17 protein-coding genes, 2 tRNA genes and 1 riboswitch are annotated in these 20,778 nt (G+C 71.2%); of the genes, 6 read left to right on the forward strand and 13 right to left on the reverse strand.

Going from position 1 to position 20,778, the window contains the following annotated elements; all coding sequences use genetic code 11:
* Positions 1-237 precede the first annotated feature (237 nt).
* From ACZ4O3_RS17655 to ACZ4O3_RS17670, 4 genes are all read left to right on the forward strand, one after another.
* Positions 238-1,662, forward strand: a complete 1,425-nt coding sequence (locus ACZ4O3_RS17655; protein WP_362578463.1) for an MFS transporter — start codon at positions 238-240, stop codon at positions 1,660-1,662.
* Positions 1,663-1,886: 224 nt separating this feature from the next.
* On the forward strand, positions 1,887-3,107 hold the full coding sequence (gene lhgO, locus ACZ4O3_RS17660) for an L-2-hydroxyglutarate oxidase (protein ID WP_467722875.1): 1,221 nt from the start codon (positions 1,887-1,889) through the stop codon (positions 3,105-3,107).
* Positions 3,108-3,184: 77 nt separating this feature from the next.
* Positions 3,185-4,066 (forward strand): tRNA (guanosine(46)-N7)-methyltransferase TrmB, encoded by an 882-nt coding sequence (trmB, locus tag ACZ4O3_RS17665; protein ID WP_467722877.1) that lies wholly within the window; start codon positions 3,185-3,187, stop codon positions 4,064-4,066.
* A gap of 10 nt (positions 4,067-4,076) precedes the next feature.
* Positions 4,077-5,393, forward strand: a complete 1,317-nt coding sequence (locus ACZ4O3_RS17670) for a PrsW family intramembrane metalloprotease (protein ID WP_467722878.1) — start codon at positions 4,077-4,079, stop codon at positions 5,391-5,393.
* A 13-nt stretch (positions 5,394-5,406) separates the two neighbouring features.
* Here ACZ4O3_RS17670 and ACZ4O3_RS17675 read toward each other — a convergent pair whose 3' ends face one another.
* The 5 genes from ACZ4O3_RS17675 to ACZ4O3_RS17695 all read right to left on the reverse strand — a co-directional run bounded on the left by ACZ4O3_RS17675 (position 5,407) and on the right by ACZ4O3_RS17695 (position 9,826).
* Positions 5,407-6,384, reverse strand: coding sequence for an aldo/keto reductase (locus tag ACZ4O3_RS17675; RefSeq protein ID WP_467722880.1), 978 nt, complete (start codon positions 6,382-6,384; stop codon positions 5,407-5,409).
* A gap of 155 nt (positions 6,385-6,539) precedes the next feature.
* Complete coding sequence (locus ACZ4O3_RS17680; protein ID WP_384990752.1) at positions 6,540-7,574, reverse strand: M23 family metallopeptidase; 1,035 nt, start codon at positions 7,572-7,574, stop codon at positions 6,540-6,542.
* Positions 7,575-7,583: 9 nt separating this feature from the next.
* Positions 7,584-7,742, reverse strand: a riboswitch (cyclic di-AMP (ydaO/yuaA leader).
* Positions 7,743-8,009: 267 nt separating this feature from the next.
* Positions 8,010-8,222: a hypothetical protein gene (locus tag ACZ4O3_RS17685; RefSeq protein WP_467722882.1), complete on the reverse strand. Its 213-nt coding sequence runs from the start codon at positions 8,220-8,222 to the stop codon at positions 8,010-8,012.
* Positions 8,223-8,565: 343 nt separating this feature from the next.
* Positions 8,566-8,639 (reverse strand) — tRNA-Met (locus tag ACZ4O3_RS17690).
* A 56-nt stretch (positions 8,640-8,695) separates the two neighbouring features.
* Positions 8,696-9,826, reverse strand: a complete 1,131-nt coding sequence (locus tag ACZ4O3_RS17695) for a dihydrofolate reductase family protein (protein WP_467722884.1) — start codon at positions 9,824-9,826, stop codon at positions 8,696-8,698.
* Positions 9,827-9,895: 69 nt separating this feature from the next.
* On the opposite strand from ACZ4O3_RS17695, the gene ACZ4O3_RS17700 reads away from it, so the two are divergent.
* Both ACZ4O3_RS17700 and ACZ4O3_RS17705 read left to right on the forward strand, forming a co-directional pair.
* Entirely contained in the window at positions 9,896-10,423 is a 528-nt protein-coding gene (locus ACZ4O3_RS17700; protein ID WP_467722885.1) for a MarR family winged helix-turn-helix transcriptional regulator, read from the forward strand.
* A 182-nt stretch (positions 10,424-10,605) separates the two neighbouring features.
* A complete protein-coding gene (locus ACZ4O3_RS17705) occupies positions 10,606-11,247 on the forward strand; it encodes a GTP cyclohydrolase II (RefSeq protein ID WP_362724443.1) in 642 nt (213 codons plus the stop codon).
* A 43-nt stretch (positions 11,248-11,290) separates the two neighbouring features.
* Here ACZ4O3_RS17705 and ACZ4O3_RS17710 read toward each other — a convergent pair whose 3' ends face one another.
* The 8 genes from ACZ4O3_RS17710 to ACZ4O3_RS17745 form a co-directional block, all read right to left on the reverse strand.
* A complete protein-coding gene (locus ACZ4O3_RS17710; RefSeq protein ID WP_467722887.1) occupies positions 11,291-12,019 on the reverse strand; it encodes an SDR family oxidoreductase in 729 nt (242 codons plus the stop codon).
* Positions 12,020-12,126: 107 nt separating this feature from the next.
* Entirely contained in the window at positions 12,127-12,795 is a 669-nt protein-coding gene (locus ACZ4O3_RS17715) for a nitroreductase (protein WP_467722889.1), read from the reverse strand.
* Positions 12,796-13,024: 229 nt separating this feature from the next.
* Positions 13,025-13,510, reverse strand: a complete 486-nt coding sequence (locus ACZ4O3_RS17720) for a MarR family winged helix-turn-helix transcriptional regulator (RefSeq protein WP_362724432.1) — start codon at positions 13,508-13,510, stop codon at positions 13,025-13,027.
* A 245-nt stretch (positions 13,511-13,755) separates the two neighbouring features.
* Positions 13,756-13,828, reverse strand: a tRNA-Lys gene (locus tag ACZ4O3_RS17725).
* Positions 13,829-13,926: 98 nt separating this feature from the next.
* Positions 13,927-15,441, reverse strand: a complete 1,515-nt coding sequence (locus ACZ4O3_RS17730) for an amino acid permease (RefSeq protein WP_467722890.1) — start codon at positions 15,439-15,441, stop codon at positions 13,927-13,929.
* Positions 15,442-15,525: 84 nt separating this feature from the next.
* Complete coding sequence (locus ACZ4O3_RS17735; RefSeq protein ID WP_467722891.1) at positions 15,526-17,655, reverse strand: FG-GAP repeat domain-containing protein; 2,130 nt, start codon at positions 17,653-17,655, stop codon at positions 15,526-15,528.
* A gap of 148 nt (positions 17,656-17,803) precedes the next feature.
* Positions 17,804-19,972 (reverse strand): DEAD/DEAH box helicase, encoded by a 2,169-nt coding sequence (locus tag ACZ4O3_RS17740; RefSeq protein ID WP_467722893.1) that lies wholly within the window; start codon positions 19,970-19,972, stop codon positions 17,804-17,806.
* A gap of 215 nt (positions 19,973-20,187) precedes the next feature.
* Complete coding sequence (locus ACZ4O3_RS17745; RefSeq protein WP_467722895.1) at positions 20,188-20,712, reverse strand: hypothetical protein; 525 nt, start codon at positions 20,710-20,712, stop codon at positions 20,188-20,190.
* Between the last annotated feature and the right edge of the window lie 66 nt (positions 20,713-20,778).

A 20,778-nucleotide genomic window follows, 5' to 3' on the forward strand; every position in this document is an offset into this window, starting at 1 on the left:
TGGAATCGCTCCCCCGGTGGCCGGAGAAGAGCGCACGCACGGGCGCACGGCCACACGGCGGGGGCACGACGCGACATGGTGTGCACGGTGCGTATACGGACCGCACTCGCGTACGGACCACAATCCCGCCATCCGGAACAATGCCCCTTAACGCTTGGGATGCGGCGAACTACGCTGGGTTTACGAATGCCGCGTGGTTATGCCACCGCGGCAGCCGTCTGTGTCGAGGGGTGGCGCATGTCCAGGGAGCAACGCGGGCCGAACGAAAAGCTCGGCACCGTTCTCGCCCTCGCGGGAATCAGCAACGCAGGACTCGCGCGACGCGTCAACGATCTTGGCGCTCAGCGCGGGTTGACTCTTCGCTACGACAAGACGTCGGTGGCGCGCTGGGTGTCGAAGGGCATGGTGCCGCAGGGCGCCGCGCCGCATCTCATCGCGGCCGCGATCGGCCAGAAGCTCGGCCGCCCGGTGCCGCTCCACGAGATCGGCCTGGCGGACGCGGATCCCGCCCCCGAAGTGGGCCTCGCCTTCCCCAGGGACGTGGGACAGGCGGTGCGCTCGGCCACCGAGCTGTACCGGCTCGACCTCGCCGGCCGCCGCGCCGGTTCCGGCGGCATCTGGCAGTCGCTGGCCGGATCGTTCGCAGTAAGCGCGTACGCGACGCCCGCCTCGCGCTGGCTGATAACCCCCGCCGACAGTTCGGTCGCGCGCGAGGCGAACACCGCCGAGGCCTCCGGCGCACCGCTCAAAGTCGGCCACAGTGATGTGCAGAAGCTGCGGGAGGCGGCCGAGGACGCCAGACGCTGGGACTCCAAGTACGGCGGCGGGGACTGGCGTTCGTCGATGGTGCCGGAGTGCTTACGAGTGGAGGCGGCACCACTGCTGCTCGGCGCGTACTCCGACGGGGTCGGGCGGGCGCTGTTCGGGGCGAGCGCCGAGCTGACGCGGCTCGCCGGGTGGATGGCCTTCGACACGGGACAGCAGGAGGCCGCGCAGCGGTACTACATCCAGGCACTGCGGCTCGCCCGCGCGGCGGCCGACGTGCCGCTCGGCGGGTATGTCCTGGCATCGATGTCGTTGCAGGCGACGTACCGCGGGTTCGGCGACGAGGGCGTCGACCTCGCGCAGGCGGCCGTCGAACGCAACCGGGGCCTGGCCACCGCCCGGACCATGAGCTTCTTCCGGCTGGTCGAGGCACGGGCACACGCGCGTGCCGGCGACGCACAGGCCGCCGGGGCCGCGCTGAAGGCAGCCGAGGGGTGGCTGGAACGCGCGCGCGAGGGCGACAACGACCCCTCCTGGCTCGGTTTCTACGGATACGACCGGTTCGCCGCCGACGCCGCCGAGTGCTACCGCGACCTCAAGGCGCCGCGGCAGGTACGGCGGTTCACCGAGCAGGCGCTGTCGAAGCCGACGGAGGAGTTCGTCCGCTCGCACGGGCTGCGGCTGGTCGTCTCGGCCGTCGCCGAACTGGAGTCCGGAAACCTCGACGCGGCGTGCGAGCAGGGGGTGCGGGCGGTGGAGGTGGCCGGGCGGATCTCGTCGGCCCGGACGACCGAGTACGTGAAGGATCTGCTGCACCGGCTGGAACCCTACGGCGACGAGCCGAGGGTGGTGGAGCTGCGGGAGCGGGCCAGGCCGTTGCTGATGGCGCCCGCGTGAGGGACGGGGACCGGGACCGCTGAGCGTCTGCCGGGCTGACGTCGTGCGGGTGTGCGGGGGGCTGGACGGTTCCCCCCGGCCTTCGGCCGGGGGTGCCCCGGCGCCCCTTCGGGGCGCGTGCCGGCGGCCGTGGGTCGAAGGCGCCCCGCGGCCCGAGCAGCAAGCCGCGCTCCCCCGCGTTTGAAGCGGCTGTCAGTGGCGCAGTGCACTATCGAGCGTGGGAGGTGGTGCAGGTGTCTGCCGGGACTGCTCATGACTGTGATGTGCTCGTCGTCGGGGGTGGGATCGTCGGGCTGTCCACGGCGTACGCGATCAGCCGTGCCGCGCCGGGCACCCGCGTCACCGTCCTGGAGAAGGAGGCCGGCCCGGCGAGGCATCAGACGGGGCGCAACAGCGGGGTCATCCACAGCGGGATCTACTACCGGCCCGGCTCGCTGAAGGCGCGGTACGCCGTCAAGGGGGCCGCCGAGATGGTCAAGTTCTGCGCGGAGTACGGCATCGCACACGCTGTCACCGGCAAGCTGATCGTCGCCACCGACCGGGCCGAGCTGCCCCGGCTGCACGCGCTCGTGCAGCGCGGCCGGGAGAACGGAACACCGGTGCGGGAGCTGGGGATGACCCAGATCGCGGAGTACGAGCCCGAGGTGCGGGGGCTGGCCGCCATACACGTCGGGACCACCGGCGTGTGCGACTTCGTCGGGGTCGCCCGGCAGTTCGGCGAGGCCTCGGGGGCGGAGATCCGCTACGGGGCCCGGGTCGAGCGCGTCGACCGGAGGCCGGAGCGCGGCGTGGCCGTGCTCACCGCGCGCGGGGACGTCGTACGCGGACGCGTGCTGGTGAACTGCGCCGGGCTGTACTGCGACGAGATCGCCCGGCTGACCGGGGACGATCCGGGGATGCGGATCGTGCCGTTCCGTGGGGAGTACTACGAGCTGGCCCGGCGGGAGCTGGTGCGGGGGCTGGTGTACCCGGTGCCGGACCCGGCGTTCCCGTTCCTCGGGGTGCACCTGACCCGTGGCATCGACGGAGGTGTGCACATCGGGCCCAACGCGGTGCCGGCGCTCGCCCGGGAGGGGTACGGGTGGGGCGTCGTACGGCCCCGGGAGGTCGCCGGGACGCTGGCCTGGCCGGGGTCGTGGGAGCTGGCCCGGCGGCACTGGCGGTACGGCGGCGGGGAGCTGCGGCGGTCGGTCTCCAAGCGGGCGTTCACGGCGGCCGTGCGGCGGCTGCTGCCGGCCGTGACGGAGGCGGACCTGGTGCCGGCGGCGGCCGGGGTGCGGGCGCAGGCCGTGCTGCGGGACGGCTCGCTGGTCGACGACTTCCTGATCAGGGAGGGCGCCCGGACGGTCCACGTGCTGAACGCGCCCTCGCCCGCGGCGACGGCCTCGCTGCCGATCGGGCGGGAGGTGGCGCGCCGGGCACTGCAGATGCTGGGCTCGGTATGACACCGGGTGTGAGGCCGGGGACGACCGGGCGCGGGCCGGCCGCCCCGTCCCGTACGGGCCGTAAAATCGACTCCACTGTGTCTGACTCGCTCGATATCCCAGAGACCTCCCGGCCCGACGAGACCGTCCTCGGCGCGGGCTCCCCGCACGCTCCCGACGTGTCCGTGCGGCACACCCGGGCCAAGGGGGAACCCCGGTTCCCGGACGGGCCCAGCGCCGATCCGGCCGGGTCGCACTTCGAGCGGCGGATCCGCAGCTTCCAGCCACGGCGGAGCCGGGTCACCGCCGGGCAGGCCGACGCCCTGCAGCGGCTGTGGCCCACGTGGGGGCTGGACATCGACGGGCAGCACGTCATCGATCTCGGTGAGCTGTTCGGCAACGGCAATCCCGTGGTCCTGGAGATCGGCTTCGGGATGGGTGAGGCGACCGCGCAGATGGCCGCCGGGGACCCGGGCACCAACATCCTCGCCGTCGACGTGCACACACCGGGGCAGGGAAACCTGCTCAACCTCGCCGAACAGAACGGGCTGTCCCACATCCGGGTCGGCAACGGGGACGCGATCATCCTGCTGCGCGAGATGCTCCCGCCCGACTCGCTGGACGGACTGCGGGTGTACTTCCCCGACCCCTGGCCCAAGAAGCGGCACCACAAGCGGCGGCTGATCCAGGCCGAGTTCCTCGATCTCGCGGCGACCCGGCTCAAGCCGGGGGCGGTCGTGCACTGCGCGACGGACTGGGAGCCGTATGCCGAGCAGATGCTCGAAGTGCTGGGCGCGCACCCGGCGTTCGAGAACACCCGGCCCGAGGGCGGTTTCGCGGCACGTCCCGGCTACCGGCCGCTGACCCGTTTCGAGGGGCAGGGGCTGGACAAGGGACATGTGGTGAACGATCTGCTCTTCCGTCGCGTACAGCATCCGGTGCAGCAGGGCGAACCGCACCGACCGGAGTCACCTCGTTAGGGTCGATGCCGTGGCCACCTCCCCGCCGCTGTACCCGCCGTATCCGTCGTACCCCCCGGACTCCGCGGGGGGCGGGCTGCGGCATCCGCGCTGGTGGCAGCGGCGCTGGGTGCGATACGGGGCGTTGAGCACCCTGCTGGCCCTGTCCGGCCTGGTGATCCTCGCGCTGGTGCGGGAGCAGACGGGCACGGAGGGATTCCTGGTCGGGCTCGGCCTCGCGGTGCTGCCCGTGCCGCTGCTGATAGGCGCGTTCCGCTGGCTCGACCGGGTTCAGCCCGGGCCCTGGCGGAACCTGCTGTTCGCGTTCGCCTGGGGGGCCTGCGCGGCCGCACTGATAGCGATCGTCGCCAACAGCTTCGCGACGCGCTGGATAGCGACGGCGACAGCGGATCCGAGCAGCGCGGACACGCTCGGGGCGACCGTGATAGCGCCGGTCGTCGAGGAGTCCGCGAAGGCCGCGGCCGTGCTGATGGTCTTCCTGTTCCGCAGACGCGACTTCACCGGGATCGTCGACGGCGTGGTGATAGCCGGGATCACCGCCACCGGGTTCGCCTTCACCGAGAACATCCTCTATCTCGGTACGGCCTTCGGGACCGACCGGCTGACCGGCGACACCGGCATCGCCTCCGTCACCGCCGCGACGTTCTTCGTGCGCATCGTCATGTCCCCCTTCGCGCACCCCCTGTTCACCGTCCTCACCGGCATCGGGTTCGGCATCGCCGCGTTCTCCGGGGAACGGCAGCGCGTGCGGCGGGTCCTCGTGCCGGTGGCCGGTCTGCTGCTCGCGATGAGCATGCACGCGCTCTGGAACGGGTCGCCGACGTTCGGGCGGTACGGGTTCTTCGCCGTGTACGGCATGTTCATGGTGCCGGCGTTCGGGCTGCTGACGTGGCTGGCGATCTGGACCCGGCAGCGGGAGCTGCGGACCGTGCGGGAGGAGCTGCCCGCGTACGTCTACGCCGGGTGGCTGGGCGTGTCCGAGCCGTTCGTGCTCGGCTCGATGCGGGCGCGGCAGATGGCCCGGGAGTATGCCGCGTACCACTTCGGCAAGCCGGCGGGGCGGGCGGTCGCCGCGTACGAGGCGTACGCGACGACGCTGGCCCTGCTGCGCCGCCGGGGACGGCAGGGGCGGGCGGGCGCCGACTTCGTGGTGCGGGAGCGGGAGCTGCTGTCGGAGCTGTGGAGCCGACGCGAGCTGGTCCGCCCCGCCCTGGACTACGCGGCCCGCACGGCCGCCCCGAACGGCTGGCCGGGATACGCGCTTCCAACATGTACGGCACCGGGCTGGTACGGCACGACGGTGCCGTACCCGGTCTCCGACCCGTAACGGAGTTGGCACGTCAGGCGGAGGCCGCCGTGAGCCGCGTCAGTTCCTGCTCCGTCAGCTCCAGGTCCGCCACTCCGAGCAGCGCCGGGAGCTGTTCCACCGTGCGGGCCGAGGCGATCGGGGCCGTGACGGTGGGCTGGGCCGCGAGCCAGGCCAGGGCGACCGTGGGGACCGGGGCGGAGTGGGCCTCGGCGATCTCGTCGAGGGCGGTCAGGACCTGCCGGCCCCGCTCGGTCTCCAGGTACTGGGCGGCGCGGCCGGCGCGGGCGCTGTCGACCGTCGTACCGGGACGGTACTTGCCGGTCAGGAAGCCCGCGGCCAGGGAGAAGTAGGGGACCGCCGCCAGGCCGGTGCGGGAGGCCAGTTCCTGGAGGGGGCCCTCGTAGGTGTCGCGGGAGACCAGGTTGTAGTGGGGCTGGAGGGCGACGTACCGGGCGAGGCCCTCGCGGTCGGAGAGGTCCAGGGACTCCTGGAGCCGCTCGGCGGTGATGTTGGACGCGGCGATGTGCCGGACCTTGCCCGCCCGCACCAGTTCGTCCAGGGCGCCGACGATCTCCTCCACGGGGATCTCGGGCTTGTCGAAGTGCGTGTAGTACAGGTCGATGTAGTCGGTGCCGAGGCGGCGCAGGGAGGCGTCCGCGGCAGCCTTGATGTTGGCGCCCGACAGGCCGGGGTACTCGGGGTGCTGGCTGACCTTCGTCGCGATGACGACGTCGGCGCGGTTGCCGCGTGCCTTGACCCACTTGCCGATGACGGTCTCGGACTCACCGCCGTGGTGGCCCTCGATCCAGGCCGAGTACGAGTCGGCGGTGTCCACGAAGTTGCCGCCCGCGGCCGTGTACGCGTCCAGGACGGCGAAGGAGGCCGCCTCGTCGGCGGTCCAGCCGAAGACGTTGCCGCCCAGGCAGAGCGGGAAGACCTCGAGGTCGGATGCGCCGAGCTTGCGGAGGGAGCGGGGAGCGGGGGAAACGGAAGAAGAAGAAGGGGTCATGCCTCAGTTCAACACCGGCTGCACGCGGACCCATGGCGCCGCAACGCGAAGTTCTCGTAAAAGCGGAAGGCCCCCTCCGACTCCCGGACGCACCGGACCGGCGGCCCTGACGTCGGGGGGTCGTCGTCAGGGCCGCCGGGGTTCAGTGGGCTCCGTCAGGGGGTGAGGCCTTTGCCGCGCAGCCACGTCATCGGGTCGATGCCGGTGGCCTGACCGCCGGGATGGACCTCCAGGTGGAGGTGCGGGCCGGTGACGTTGCCGGTGGCGCCCACCCGGCCGATGACGTCTCCGGTGGCGACCTTCTGGCCGACCTTGACGCCGATCGAGGACTGGTGGCAGAACCACAGCTCGGTGCCGTCGTCGAGGGTGAGGATCGTGCGGTAGCCGTACGAGCCGGCCCAGCCGGCCTCCGTGACGGTGCCGCTGTGCACGGCCTTGATCAGGGTGCCGGTGGGGGCGGCGAAGTCGAGACCGGTGTGGTAGCCGGAGGCCCACATGGAGCCGGCCTGCCCGAAGGTGCCGGTGATCGTGTAGGAGACGACCGGCAGCGTGTACTGCTTGGCCAGCGCGGCGAGCCGCTTCTGCTCGGCCTGCGCCTTCTCGGCGGCCTGCGCCTGCTCCTTGGCGTCGGCGGCCTTGGCGGCCGCCGCCTTCTCCGCCTTGGCCTCCGCGTCGGAGACCGCCTTGTCGGCGGCGGCCACGGCCTTGGCGGTGGCCTTGACGTCGATCTGGGTCTGCTGCTGCTCGGCCTGGGCGATGATCCGGCTGCGCAGCGCCTCACCGGCGTCGGAGGAGGAGTCCGCGTCGGTGGCGGTCGTCGTGGTGACGCTGCTGAGCGCGGTCTGGGTGGCCTGGTGGCCGCCGCCGTCGCCGAGCAGGGAGTCGACGGAGGACGGCAGGTCGGGCAGCGAGATGGAGACCGGCGGCTTGCCGGTGTTGGCACTGGCCATGCCGCCCGCGCCGACGGCGGCGATGACGCCGACGCCGAGGACCGTGGAGCTGCGGGCGAGACCGCCGCCGCGCTGCTTGGCGACCCGGTGCCGGCCGCGAACCGGGGCGAGGGACTCCTCGGTGGGGTTCCACTCCTCCCAGGGGCCCTCGTCGGTGCGGTGTCCGTCGTAGCCGTAGACGTCGGGCTGACGCTGGCTGGGCACGAACGGGGCTGTCGGAGCAGGCCGGTTGGACGCCACGCGGGCGCACTCCTTTCCTTCCGCTGCCTACCGGGTTAGCTGACGGGTTCGGAGCAGGAAGGTCTCCTACGCGCGTATACCGACCGTTTGGTACCCGGTGGTACTTGCGCGATTCACCCCATGGTGGTGGTTCCCCGGTTCCCTTGCGGGATTCGGCGCGTGCGCACGGAGCCGTCGCGGGTGACGGCTGGGACGACCGCGCTGCGTTATCGAACGTTAATAGACCCGGATGGCAGATTCCAAGCCGTTCTCCTTGATCATTACGCATTCGAAGCCTGGACTTACCTGCCATGACGAATCAAAAACGGTCGAGTTGACCATGCATTCTGCGTGACTCAGGAGTCACACGCGTTTTGATGGTGACTCAGACGGTGCGCGGAGGGCGGTCGTACGTGCACCGAGAGTGATGACCCTGGCGGGGCCGGGTGCCCGCGCTCAGGGACCGCCGCACGGCGAGGCAGCGCCGTGCCGTCCGGCGGGCCGTCGCCGGGGCACCGGCGCACCTCGGCCGCGAGCCGGGCCGGCAGCGGGCCGGTCGCCGAGGCGGACGATCCGGTTGCTGCCGATGGCGAGGGCGGCGACGGTGAGCACGGTGACGATCCCGGTGGCGGCGCCGGTGTCCGGCAGGAGGCCGCGGCGGGCGCGCACGCCGCAGGTGGCGAGGAAACGCGGCGACGCCCGCGAGGAACGTGGTGCGCAGGGACGAGAGGGGTGCGGCGATCAGCGGGGCGGGCAGGAGACGAGCCGGGATCCGGGCGTCGGCGGCCCCGTCGTCCAGCACGTCCGCGGGGCCCGCGGTACGACTCCCCCCATGTCCCAGGTGTCCGACGGGCGTCCGTCCGGGTTTGCGGCTGCGAGCGAGCGGAGGCGATCGCCGTACGCCGGGCGGTTGAGTACGCAGGGGTGTGAGGGGGAACACGTAAATGAGCACGGGCCGGTATACGACTCAGGGCCGGAATCCTGTTTCTAGGATTCCGGCCCTGGTCTTCAGTAGCGGGGACAGGATTTGAACCTGCGACCTCTGGGTTATGAGCCCAGCGAGCTACCGAGCTGCTCCACCCCGCGTCGTTGAAACCAGCATACGCCATCGGAGGAGGTGAAGTCACATTGGTTAATTGCGGTCAGCCCAGCAGGTGACCGTTCGGGGCCTTCGCCAGGTCCTCGTACTCACCCAGCACCAGCACCGCCACCCCCGACTCGCGCAGCACGCCCGTCCCGTCGGCGGCCTCGACGAAGGTGTCCGGCTCGCGCCACGCCGTCACCACCCGCCGCACCCCGGCGCGGAGGATCAGCTCGGCGCAGGGGTGCGGCCGGGAGGCGCGGCGGGTGCAGGGTTCGAGGCTGGTGTAGACGGTGGCCGCGGCCAGCCGGGGGTCGGCCGGGGGGATCTTGGCCAGGGCCGCCTCCTCCGCGTGCACGACGGAGTCACCGGCCTCCCGGGAGTGGCCGCGGGCCAGTTCCGTGCCGTCAGTCGCGACCACCACCGCGCCGACGCTGAACGCGGTCCGGGAGGGCGGGCAGTCGGCAGCCAGCTCGCAGGCGATCCGCAGCCAGTGCCGGTCCGCGGGGGCCGCCGATCCGCCCGCGCCGGGGGCGGTGGGCTCGTACCGCATCAGGACCACATCGCCGACACGGCGGCTCTCCAGGAGCCGCAGCCGCCCCTGCTGGTATCCGCCGGGTCCGAACAGCCGCGGTGCCTTCGGGTCGCCGACGAGGAGGGGGGCCAGGACCAGCTGGAGTTCGTCGGCCAGGCCCTGCTGGAGGAGCTGGGTATGGACGGTGCCGCCGCCCTCGACCATCAGGCGTCCGACCCCCCGCACCTCGTGCAGGTCCGTCAGCAGCGCGGGCCAGTCGAGCTCGGCGCCGAGGGGGACGACGTCCGCGGCGAGACCGAGGCCGCGGATCCGCGCCGCGCCCGCATCCGTCGTGTACACGACCTTCCCGCCGCCGGTGTGCCAGAACCGCGCGTCCGGGTCGAGGTCGCCGCTCGCGGTGACCGTGACCTTGAGGGGGTACTCGGGCCTGCCCGCCGCGACCCGGGCCGCGCGCCGCCCGGGGTCGTTGACCAGCAGCCGCGGGTTGTCCGCACGGATGGTGCCGGCGCCGATCAGGATCGCGTCGACGGAGGCCCGCACCTCGTCGACGCGGTCGAAGTCGCCCGGGGACGAGAGCAGCAGGCGGTCGGGGCCGGTGTCGTCGAGAAAGCCGTCGAGGGAGACGGCGGCGGACAGCAGGACGTAGGGGTACGGCATCGGACGTGCTCACTCCCGGGGGCGACGGGCAGGCTTGGTTAAAGTTTGAAACAAACCTACACTGGCGCCATGACGACTCGCTGGCTGACGCCGAAGGAGCAGAGCGCCTGGCGCGCCTACATCTCGGCGACGAACCTCCTGGACGACGCGCTCGACCGGCAGCTCCAGCAGGACGCCGGCATGCCGCATCTGTACTACGGCATCCTCGTCAGTCTCTCCGAGGCACCGGAGCGCAAGCTGCGCATGACCGACCTCGCCGAGAAGTCGAAGATCACCCGGAGCCGGCTGACGTACGCGGTGACCCGGCTGGAGAAGGACGGGCTGATCCGGCGCGAGGACTGCCAGTGGGACAAGCGGAGCAGCTTCGCCGCCCTGACCGACGAGGGCATGGCGGTGCTGGAACGCGCGGCACCCGGACACGTGGAGACGGTACGGGCGGCGGTGTTCGACCATCTCTCCGCCGAACAGGTCGAGCAGCTGGGGGAGATCAGCACGGTGATCGCGCGGGCACTGGAGGGCAAGGCGTCGACCCCGCGGCCGACCTCGGACGAGGTTCCCTGGCGGCGCCGGTCCTCGCCCTGTTCCGGTCCGGCGTAAGGCCGTTCCGGCCGCCCGCCAGAGGTCGGCCCGCCGTGCGGTGCCACGGTGGGACCTCGTGGTTATTCCCGCAGGATCCTGTTGCTTCAAATTTAAAACATGGATAGTGTTCCAGCGGCGGATCTGCTTCAAATCTGAAACAGAGGCCGCTAGCGTCCTGCACCCGGACACAGGAGAGCCCGATGACCGACTTCCCCGCCGCCACCCAGCGCGCCCGCGTCCGGGTTCCGCTGCGCTTCGCCGACGGCTACAGCGTCGACGCCGAACTGGTCACCTTCCATGGCCTCACCGACGGCCTGGAACACGTGGCCGTCTTCCTCGGCGACCCCGCCCCCGGCACGCTTCCGCTGGTGCGGCTGCACTCCGAGTGCCTGACCGGGGACGTCTTCGGCTCGGCCCGCTGCGACTGCGGACCCCAGCTGCGGGAAGCCGTCGAGCGCATCGCGGAGCGCGGTGGCGTCCTGCTCTACCTGCGCCAGGAGGGACGCGGCATCGGCCTCTACAACAAGCTCGACGCCTACGCCCTCCAGGACCAGGGGCTCGACACGTACGAGGCGAACGCCGCCCTCGGCCTCCCCGAGGACGCGCGCGACTACACCGCCGCCGCCCAGATGCTGGCCGCGCTCGGTGTCACGGACCTCGACCTGCTCTCCAACAACCCCGACAAGGCCGAGCAGTTGCGCGGCCTCGGCGTCACGGTCCGCGACCGCGTGCCGACCGGTGTCTTCCGCACCGCGCACAACGTCCGCTACCTGCGCGCGAAGGTCCTGCACACCCAGCACACCCTCCCGCTCGGTGAGTTGACGGACCTCAACGCGGGCTGAGCAACGGGGCGGCGGCCGACGGCGTCCCCGTGGCGCCGGATCGTCAGGCGAGCCAGTCGGCGTACCGGGTGGGGGCGAGGTGTGCGTCCTTGTCGGTGAGGACGTCGCCCTTGACGACGGCGAACATGCCGGCGGTGGGATCCGTGACGACGGTGCGGTTGTCACCCTTGTGGGACAGGGTGATCCGGCCCAGCTCGTCCAGGGTGAAGATGTCGGGACCGGCGATGTCACGGATGCCGTTGAGCGGGGCGCCCGCGGCGACCTCCGCCACCTCCGAGGCCACGTCCGCGGCGGCGATGGGCTGGATGGGCGTGGCGGGCAGCCGGACGGTGTCGGCGTCGGAGGTCCAGGACATGACGTCGTCCATGAACTCCATGAACTGCGTCGCCCGGACGATCGAGTAGGGGACCGGCCCGGTCGCGAGGATGTGCTCCTGGAGCGTCTTGGCCCGGTAGTAGTCCATCTCCGGCACCTGGTCCACGCCGACGATCGAGAGGATCACGAAGTGGCCGACGCCGGCCCGGCCGGCCGCGGCCACCAGGTTGTCCATCGAGGTCTGGAAGAAGGCGGGGGAGGCTTCGTCGAAGGTCGGCGAGTTCGTCAGGTTGACGACGACGTCGGCCCCGGCCAGCGCCTCGTCCACTCCCTCGCCGGTGAGGACGTCGACGCCGGTGGACTTCGAGTGCGGTACGGCCTCGTGCCCGGCCGCGGCCAGCTTCCTGACGACCTGCGATCCGATCAGCCCGGTCCCGCCGATGACTGCGATCTTCATGGCATGCCTTTCGCGGGGTTCGTTGCGATGCCTTTATCTAGAAATATGACATCGAAACGACCGGGTGGGCGAGGCAGGAGGAAGCCCCCCTCCGCCCAGCGGCGTCGTCAGAGACCGTCGACGAACGTGACCGTCTCGCCGAGCGGTGCCCGGCCCGTGCGGGGGGAGTGCACCGAGACGTCCTCGTACCCGATCGACATGCCGCAGAAGAGGACGAGTCCGTCCGGCGGTGAGAGGACCTCCGCGACGGTCCGGCGGAACTTCGCCCAGGCCATCTGCGGGCAGCTGTGCAGCCCCTCGGCGCGCAGCAGCACCATGACGGTCTGCAGATACATGCCGACGTCGGACCACTGGGGGCGGCCCAGGTCGCGATCGATGTAGCAGAACAGGGCGGCGGGAGCGCCGAAGCACTGCCAGTTCGCGGAGGCGGCGCGCTGGCGGGCCTCCAGGTCCTCGCGCGGGATGCCGAGCGCGCCGTAGCGCTGCTCGCCGAAACCGGACCTGCGCTCACGGTAGGGGGACTTCAGTACGGCCGGGTACTGCTCGTACTCCGGCTCGTCCCAGGGGTCGCCCTCGGCCAGACGCCGACCCGCACGCTTCTCGATCTCGGCAAGCGGCGCACCGGTGACCACGTACGCGTGCCACGGCTGGATGTTCGAGCCGGACGGCGCCCAGGCCGCCGCGGACAGCACCCGCTCCAGCGACTCCCTCGGGACGGGTCGGTCGGCGAACCCGCGCACCGCCCGTCGGCTCGTGACCGCTTCGTAGACGTCCATGATCACCCGTCTCCGTCCGCCTGCCGCGCCCATCGTCGCTTCACCCACGATAGTATCACTCGATACGGTATTGAATGTAATGATCGCCTCCCGCACGCGGCCCCCGACCGGCAGACCCCCGAGCAGCCCGCCGCCAGGCCTCCTCGGCCTCCGAGCGGACCTCGACCTCATCGGCCCCGAACTCACCATGGCCGCCCACAACCCGGCCTGGCCGCATGGCCCCTCGGGCCTAGGCCTCGCCGTCCGCGGGATGGGCCAGCCTGGTCAGCAGGTCACTCAGCCGCTCGACCTCGCCGGGACCCAGTTCGCCGGCGAGGCGGTCGGCCAGCGGCTCCGCCGCCGCGTGGGCGGCGTCGAAGAGTTCCAGCCCCTCAGGCGTGATCTCCACCTCCCGCACCCGCCGGTCCCCCGGCACGGCCTTGCGCACGGCCAGGCCCTTGCGCTCCAGGTCGTCCACGACCCGCATGATCCCGGCCTTGTCCGACCCGGTGGCCGCCGCCAGGTCCCGCTGCACCGTGGGCCCGCGGTCCACGAGCACGATCAGCACCGCGAAGTGCCGCAGCTCGATACCGAGCGGCCGCAGCGCCTCCCCCATCACCGCGGCGGCATGCCAGTGCGCCCGGCGCAGCAGCAGACCGAGAGCGAAGGGCGAGGCGTCCCCGGGACGGTCCGTCGCCCGCGCGGCACTGGTTCGGTCGGGAGGGTCGGTGGCCACGGAGCCAGATTACTTCAGTCGATACGGTATCGACCGAAACGGAATGTGGATCCGGGAGCCGAGGGAACCCAACCGGGCCTCCCGCTCCGGGGGTTGGCGGCTCCCTCCGGCCATGTCCGGTCCACGGGCGACCGCTTCCGCTTTCGCGTACCGGCGTTCCGGAAACGACGCAGCGCCCGACCCGACCGAAGTCGAATCAGGCGCCGCACAGCAGGTCAGGGGCCATATCCCCCGCCCACCACCCGTAGGCCGTGTGGGACTCGAACCCACAACCAATGGATTAAAAGTCCACTGCTCTGCCAATTGAGCTAACGGCCCAGGCGATGTTGCCTCCCCGAGCATAGCCGGACGGAGCCGTGTCGCCGATCGGGTATCGGGGTCACGGCCGCGTCGTACGGCAGAAGTGGCCCGGAGGGTCAGAGATCGACCAGTTTGGCGGTCTCCTCGTGGCGTGCTCTGTCCGGGTGGAGGAACCAGTGCCGGGCCGAGACCCGCCACCAGATCGCGGCGAAGCCGAGGACCGCCAGGACGGCCACCGGGGCGTAGTTGAAGGACTTCCAGGTGACCGGGGAGACCTGCGGAAGCATGAAGAGGACGGTGATGACGCCGACCCAGGTCACCGAGATCACGCCGATCACCCCGGACCAGCGGCCCAGGTGCCACGGCCCGCGTTCGAACGCGGCACCCTTCCTGACCCGCAGCAGCGTCGGGATCACGTAGGCCACGTACAGCCCGATCACCGCGATCGACGTCACCGCGGCGTAGGCCGTGTAGTTGATGAGGTACGGCAGGCCCAGGGCGAGCGCGGACAGGGCCGCCAGCCAGACCGCCGCCACCGGGGTGCGGGTGCGCGGGCTGACCGTGTGCCAGACGCGGGAGAAGGGCAGCGCGCCGTCGCGGGAGAAGGCGTAGATCATGCGGCTGTTGGCCGTCACCGAGGCCATTCCGCAGAAGAGCTGGGCGCCGATCACGACGAGGAGCAGCAGCTTGCCCGTGGTCGCACCGAGGGCGTCCAGCAGGATCTGCGCCGGGGGCGCGCCCGTCGGGGACGCCAGTTCCTTGTCGTACGACTGGATGGCGAAGGTGAAGCCGAGGAGGAGCACGAAGCCGGCGATCCACGAGGTCCAGATCGAGCGGACGATGCCGCGCGGACCCGCCGTCGACGCGTCGTGGGTCTCCTCGGTCATGTGCGCCGAGGCGTCGTACCCGGTGAAGGTGTACTGGGCCATCAGCAGGCCGAGCAGGACGACGTACGGGCCGCTGCTCCAGCCGGTCTCGTTGACGAACTTCGTGAAGACGAAGGACGCCGACTGGTGGTGGTCGGGGACGAACGTCAGCGCGCCGACGATGACCGCGACACCGACGACGTGCCACCACACGCTCACGCTGTTGAGCAGCGCGACGATGCGGACGCCGAAGGTGTTGAGAAGACCGTGCAGGACGAGGATCCCGGCGAACAGGAGGATCGTACGGCCGGGGGTGACGGTGACGTCGAACTGCAGGTTCAGGTAGGCACCCAGGAAGGACGCGGCGCCGAAGTCGATACCCGCGGTCACCGCGACCTGGCCGAGCACGTTGAACCAGCCGGTGAACCATGCCCAGGCGGCCGCGGAGCGCGGCGGGGCCAGCCGGTGGGCCCAGAAGTAGAGGCCCGCCGAGGTGGGATAGGCGGAGCAGATCTCGGCCATGGAGAGGCCGACGAAGAGGGTCATCAGGCCCACGGCCACCCAGCCCCAGGTGATCACCGCGGGGCCGCCAGTGATCATGCCGAAGAGGTAGAGGGTGAGACAGCCGGAGAGGACCGAGATGATCGTGAAGGAGACCGCGTAGTTCGAGAAGGCCGACATACGGCGGGCCAGGACCTGGGTGTAGCCGAGCTGGGCCAGCCGCTCCTCGTCGGAGGTCGCTGTGCCTATCGCGTCATCTGTCATGCCCCCAGCGATTCCCTCACCGGGGGCGTGACATGCATCACAGCTTGGCTGAAAACACTCTGGAACCCGCCGGAAACAGGCCGCCTAGAAGAGCGCCCTGAAGCGCTGCCACCCCGTCGCGATCTTCACCCGGGCGGCGAAGGACCCCTTGCCGGTCCCGGTCTGCCGGTACAGATTGCCCGCGGTGTCCCGCATCACAAGGTCGTTCTTGCCGTCCCCGGTGATGTCGCCGACGCCCACGACCGCGTTGTACGAGGCGTTCCAGTGCGCCGCGACCATCACCCGCTCCTTCACCTGGCTCGTCCCGGTGCCGTCGTAGCGCCAGAGCGTGCCCGCCTTGTCGAGCGCCAGCACGTCCCCGAAGCCGTCGCCGTTCAGGTCACCGGCGCCGACGATCTTCGTGTACGCCGACCAGGTGCGGATCTTGACCCGGGCCTTCAGCCTGCCGGCCCCGTCGTTCGCGAACAGGTAGACGTCCCCGGTGGCGGACTTCCGGGCCAGCAGGTCGGTGAGGCCGTCGCCGGTGAGGTCACCGGGAGCGGTGAGGACGTCGTACCCGTTCCAGCCGGTGCCGAGGGAGGCGTGCCTGTCGGACGGCTTGTACGAGCCGTCGCACTTGCCGTCGTACCGGCGCAGCTCCCCGTTCGGCATCCGCACCAGCATCTCCGCGCACCGGTCGCCGTTCATGTCCCCGAAAGGAACGGCCGCCGTGCCCGCCGCCCAGCCGGAGGCCGCCCAATGTCCGGTGAACTTGCCGACGCCGGTGGTGGCGTACAGCATCAGGCCACCGGTGGAGTTGAGGGCCGCCAGCTCGCCGTAGTAGGAGCCGTTCTGGTCGTGGAAGCCCTGCGTGCCGCCGGTGTAGCCGAACTTCCCGCTCGTCGTGTAGGTGCCTGAGCCCTCCACCGCGGTGGCGGTCAGCGTCCAGGTCTTCGGACCGTTGAGCGGGTAGCCGCCCCTGTCGTTCGTCCCGTCCCAGTCGACGGCGACGGAAGCCCCGCTTCCCTTGATGGTGCGGTCGGTGCGCCCGTGCGTGTCCTTCACGGTGAAGGTCCAGTTCGCGGGCTTGCTGAGCTGCCAGAGGCTGTCCCAGGTGGTGCTGCCCGATACGCCGGCCCTCGGGTTCTCGTCCGAGTCGTCCGGGTCCGACTCGACCCCGGTCAGGGTCTGTGTCGGCACCCCGCTCGGCGCTATTCGGATCACGTCGTCCGGGCCGACGTAGGCGATGTCGCCACCGAACTTGTCCACGGACCAGGTCAGCCGCCGCTGGTCGGTGGTGTGCCCGGCGGGCAGGTCGGCGATGGCGCGGGCCACGGCCGCGGTCCCGGTGTGGAAGTCGGTCAGCATGAGCTTGCCCGCGGTCCGGTCGTGCTGGACGAGGTAGCCGTCACCGACGAGCGCCGGGCCGGAGGGCACCTTGACGTTCTTCTTCGCCGTGCGGTCGTACACGCCCGCCGCGCCGGTCGGGCCGCAGTTCCAGTAGACCCAGCGGCCGACGACCTGGAGCTCCTTGACCGTGCAGGGCGCACCGGTGGAGACGGTGGCGACCGTCTTCTTCGTCTCCAGGCCGTATCCGGTGACGACGCCGTTGCCGGTGCCCGGCGTCCACAGCGTCGAGCCCCACACGGAGGCGGCGGTGATGGACCGGGTCAGCCGGACGTCCTCGTAGCGGAACGGGTTCACCGCGTCGACGTACTGCTTACCGGTGGAGGATGCCTGGTAGACGTAGTAACGGCCGCTGGCGTCGACGAACCGGCCGCCGGTGACGGTCGGTTGGGACTTGCCGTCCAGGGTGTTGCTGCCCAGGTGGATCTGGGCCGTCTGCCTGCCGGTGCCGTCCTCCATGAAGTCGCCGACCCAGGTGTTGCCGAGGGAACGCATCGGCACGCACCCCTGCGGCCCCGCGTCGCACGGCACCCGCTGCGGATGGATGCCGGTGCTGTCGGCCATTCCCCGGTACGTCTTCTCCAGCACCGTGGAACCGTCGGCCGAGATCCGCCGGCCGACCAGCCACTGGTAGCCGCTCGGGGTGTTCTCCACGGAGGTCAGGAAACCGCCCGCGTAGTCGATGCCCCAGACGCCGTCCGTGGCGATGGGCGTCGGGGTGGTGTCCGCCGTGGCCGTGCCCGCGGTGGTCAGCGAACCGGCACCGAGGGCGGCCAGTCCGACAAGAGTGAGTGCGATCGGGGCGTGCCGGTTCAAGGAGTCCCCCAAGAAGTCCAAAATTCAAGAGATCCTAACCATCGCCGCACGGACACCCCTAGTGAATTGACCGTGAACAGAAGGTAGTTGCCGGGATCCGGGAACGCGGAAGGGCCCGCACGACCGGAGTCGTGCGGGCCCTTCCCCAGCTCACTGGATGTCAGCCGTTGCGCTTCCAGCGCGGCTTGTCGTCGCGGCGGCCGAAGGAGCCGGTGCCGCGGTGGTCGTCACGACGGCCGTAGGGGCGGTCGTGCCCGCCGCTGCGGAAGCCCGGGCGGTCGTCGCGGTGGTCGCGGTTGAAGGGACGGTCGCTGCCCCGGTGGCCGGAGGGACGGTCGTCGCGGCGGAAGCCGCCACGGTCACCGCCGTCACGACGGTCGTCCCGACGGAAACCACCCGACGGACGGTCGTCACGACGCTCGAAGGAACGGCCGCCACGGTCACCGTCACGACGGTCGTCACGACGGTCGTCCCGGCGGAAACCACCCGACGGACGGTCGTCACGACGCTCGAAGGGACGGCCACCGCGGTCGTCACGACGGTCGTCACGGCGGAAGCCGCCCGACGGACGGTCGTCGCGGCGGAAGCCGCCACGGTCACCGCCGTCACGACGGTCGTCCCGGCGGAAACCACCCGACGGACGGTCGTCACGACGCTCGAAGGAACGGCCGCCACGGTCACCGTCACGACGGTCGTCACGGCGGAAACCACCCGACGGACGGTCGTCACGGCGGTCACGGCGCTCGTAGTTGCCCCGCTCGTCGCGCTGCTGACGCGGACGCTCGTACGAGGAGGACTCCTGACGGACCGGTGCCTCGACGGCCGGCTGCTCCGCCACCTCGGCCTCGGCCTCGGCCACGGCAGCGGCCTCGGCCACCGCCGTCTCCGGGTCCTCGCCGCGCTCGCGGGCGGCACGGGCGACCAGACGGTCGGCCTCCTCGCGCAGCTCGGCCGCACGGCGGGTGGCCCGCTCCAGCTCCTTGGTGAGCTGGGTGACCTCGCGCTCGGCCTGCTGCGCCGCGTTGCCCGCGGACTCGGCCTGGACCTCGGTCATCGAACGGGCGCCGGTGATCTCGGCGACCTCCGGCTCGAAGGCCGTACCGGAGTTGATGATGTGACGGCCGGCGTCGACGCCCGCGTCCTCCATCAGCCGGAAGATCTGCCGGCGCTGGTGCGGGAGGGAGAGGGAGACGACGGTTCCGGTGCGGCCGGCGCGGGCGGTACGGCCCGCGCGGTGCAGGTAGTCCTTGTGGTCGCCGGCCGGGTCCACGTTCAGGACCAGGTCGATGCCGTCGACGTGGATGCCGCGGGCGGCGACGTCGGTGGCGACGAGCGCGTTGACGTAACCGTCCTTGAAGTCGGCCAGCGTCCGGGTGCGGGCGCCCTGGGTCATGCCGCCGTGCAGCGCGTCGGCCTTCACACCGGCGTCGCGCAGCTGCTCGGCGATCCGGTCGGCGCCCAGCTGGGTGCGGACGAAGATGATCGTGCGGCCCTTGCGGGAGGCGATCGCGGCGGTGACCGGCGCCTTGTCCTTCGGCTTCACGATGAGGATGTGGTGGGACATCGTCGTGACGTTGCCCTGGGCGCTGTCGACCTCGTGCGTGACCGGGTCGGTCAGGTAGCGCTTGACCAGCGTGGAGATCTCGTTCTCCATCGTGGCCGAGAACAGCATGCGCTGGCCGCCGGCCGGGATCTGGTCGAGCAACTCGGTGACCTCGGGCAGGAAGCCCAGGTCGGACATCTGGTCGGCCTCGTCGAGGACGGCGATCTGCACGTCCTCCAGGGAGCAGGCGCCGCGGTTGATGATGTCGCGGAGACGGCCGGGGGTGGCGACGAGGATGTCGACGCCGCGCTCCAGGGCGTAGATCTGGTTGCCCATGGACGTACCGCCACAGACGACCTTCATCTTCAGGCCGAGGACGTCGCCGTACGGCTGGAGGGCGTCCGCGACCTGCATGGCCAGCTCACGGGTCGGGGTGAGGATGACGGCGCGGGGGCGCTTCTTCTCGGTACGGCCGCCGGCCAGCGTGGCCAGGGTGGGCAGACCGAAGGAGAGGGTCTTGCCGGAGCCGGTACGGCCACGGCCGAGGATGTCCTTGCCGGCCAGGGCGTCCGGGATGGTCGCGGCCTGGATCGGGAAGGGGGTGGTCACACCGTTCTGCGCGAGCTTGCGCACGACACCCTCGGGGAGACCGAGGGTGGCGAAGGTGACCTGAGGGGTGTCAGTGGTGTCGGTGGTGTCAGCGGTCTCCTCGGAGACCTGGGTCACCAGCTCGTTGTCCTCGTTGTTCTCGGACACGACGAACTGATCAGTACTGGACACGGACATGCGAATGCGAAACCTTCCGGAGTCTCTTCGGCACGCGCCCGTCAACTCCGTGATTCGCTCACGACCGCCTCAATGCGGTCCGCCACGGCAAGGGGAGAGTACGCGCCACACGGCGCGCTCTGCGGTGGCGCCGGGCAAATGGGATCAAACGATCTACCACCATACGCACCCAACACCCCTCAAGGCAAACCCACCCTCAAAGGCCCAGCTCACAGCTAGGCCGGGACGCCCGCCATCGGGGCCGGTTCCCGCTGGACCAGCTGCGGCCCCGTGTCCTCGTGCGCCGACGAGGACGGCTCGGCGGACGGCGGGTCCGTGACCGGCGGTGGCGGTGTCGGCGAGTCCGGCGGCGGCGTGGGGGAGGCCGCAGGCGGTGTGGGTGACGCCGGTGCCCCCGTCGGCCCGGCCGGCGCTCCCGGCGGAGCGCTGTCGCCCGGCTTCACCACGGCCGTCGGCCCCGCGCTCGCGCCCTTGGCCGACTTGGCGGACGCCGACCCGGACTCCCCCGGCTTCGGCTTTCCTCCATGCCCCCGCTTCCCGTCGGCCGCCTCGCCGCCGTACCCGGCACCGCCCTCGCCGGACACCCCGGAGCCTCCGTCGCCCCCCTCACCGTCCCGGTGCCCGGCGGAGTGCGACGGCTTGACCTTCCCCGCGTCGTCCCCGACGTTCACACAGCCCGCGGCGGCCGCGACGGCCATCACGGTCACGGCCAGACGGACGGGTACGTACAAGGGGCGCACGGCGGCCACCTCCGGGGGCGGAGAAAGGAGTCAACCTCCTCAACTCCCGTCGCCCGCAGGAGGACA

It is taken from the genome of Streptomyces sp. NPDC026515 (assembly GCF_055567595.1).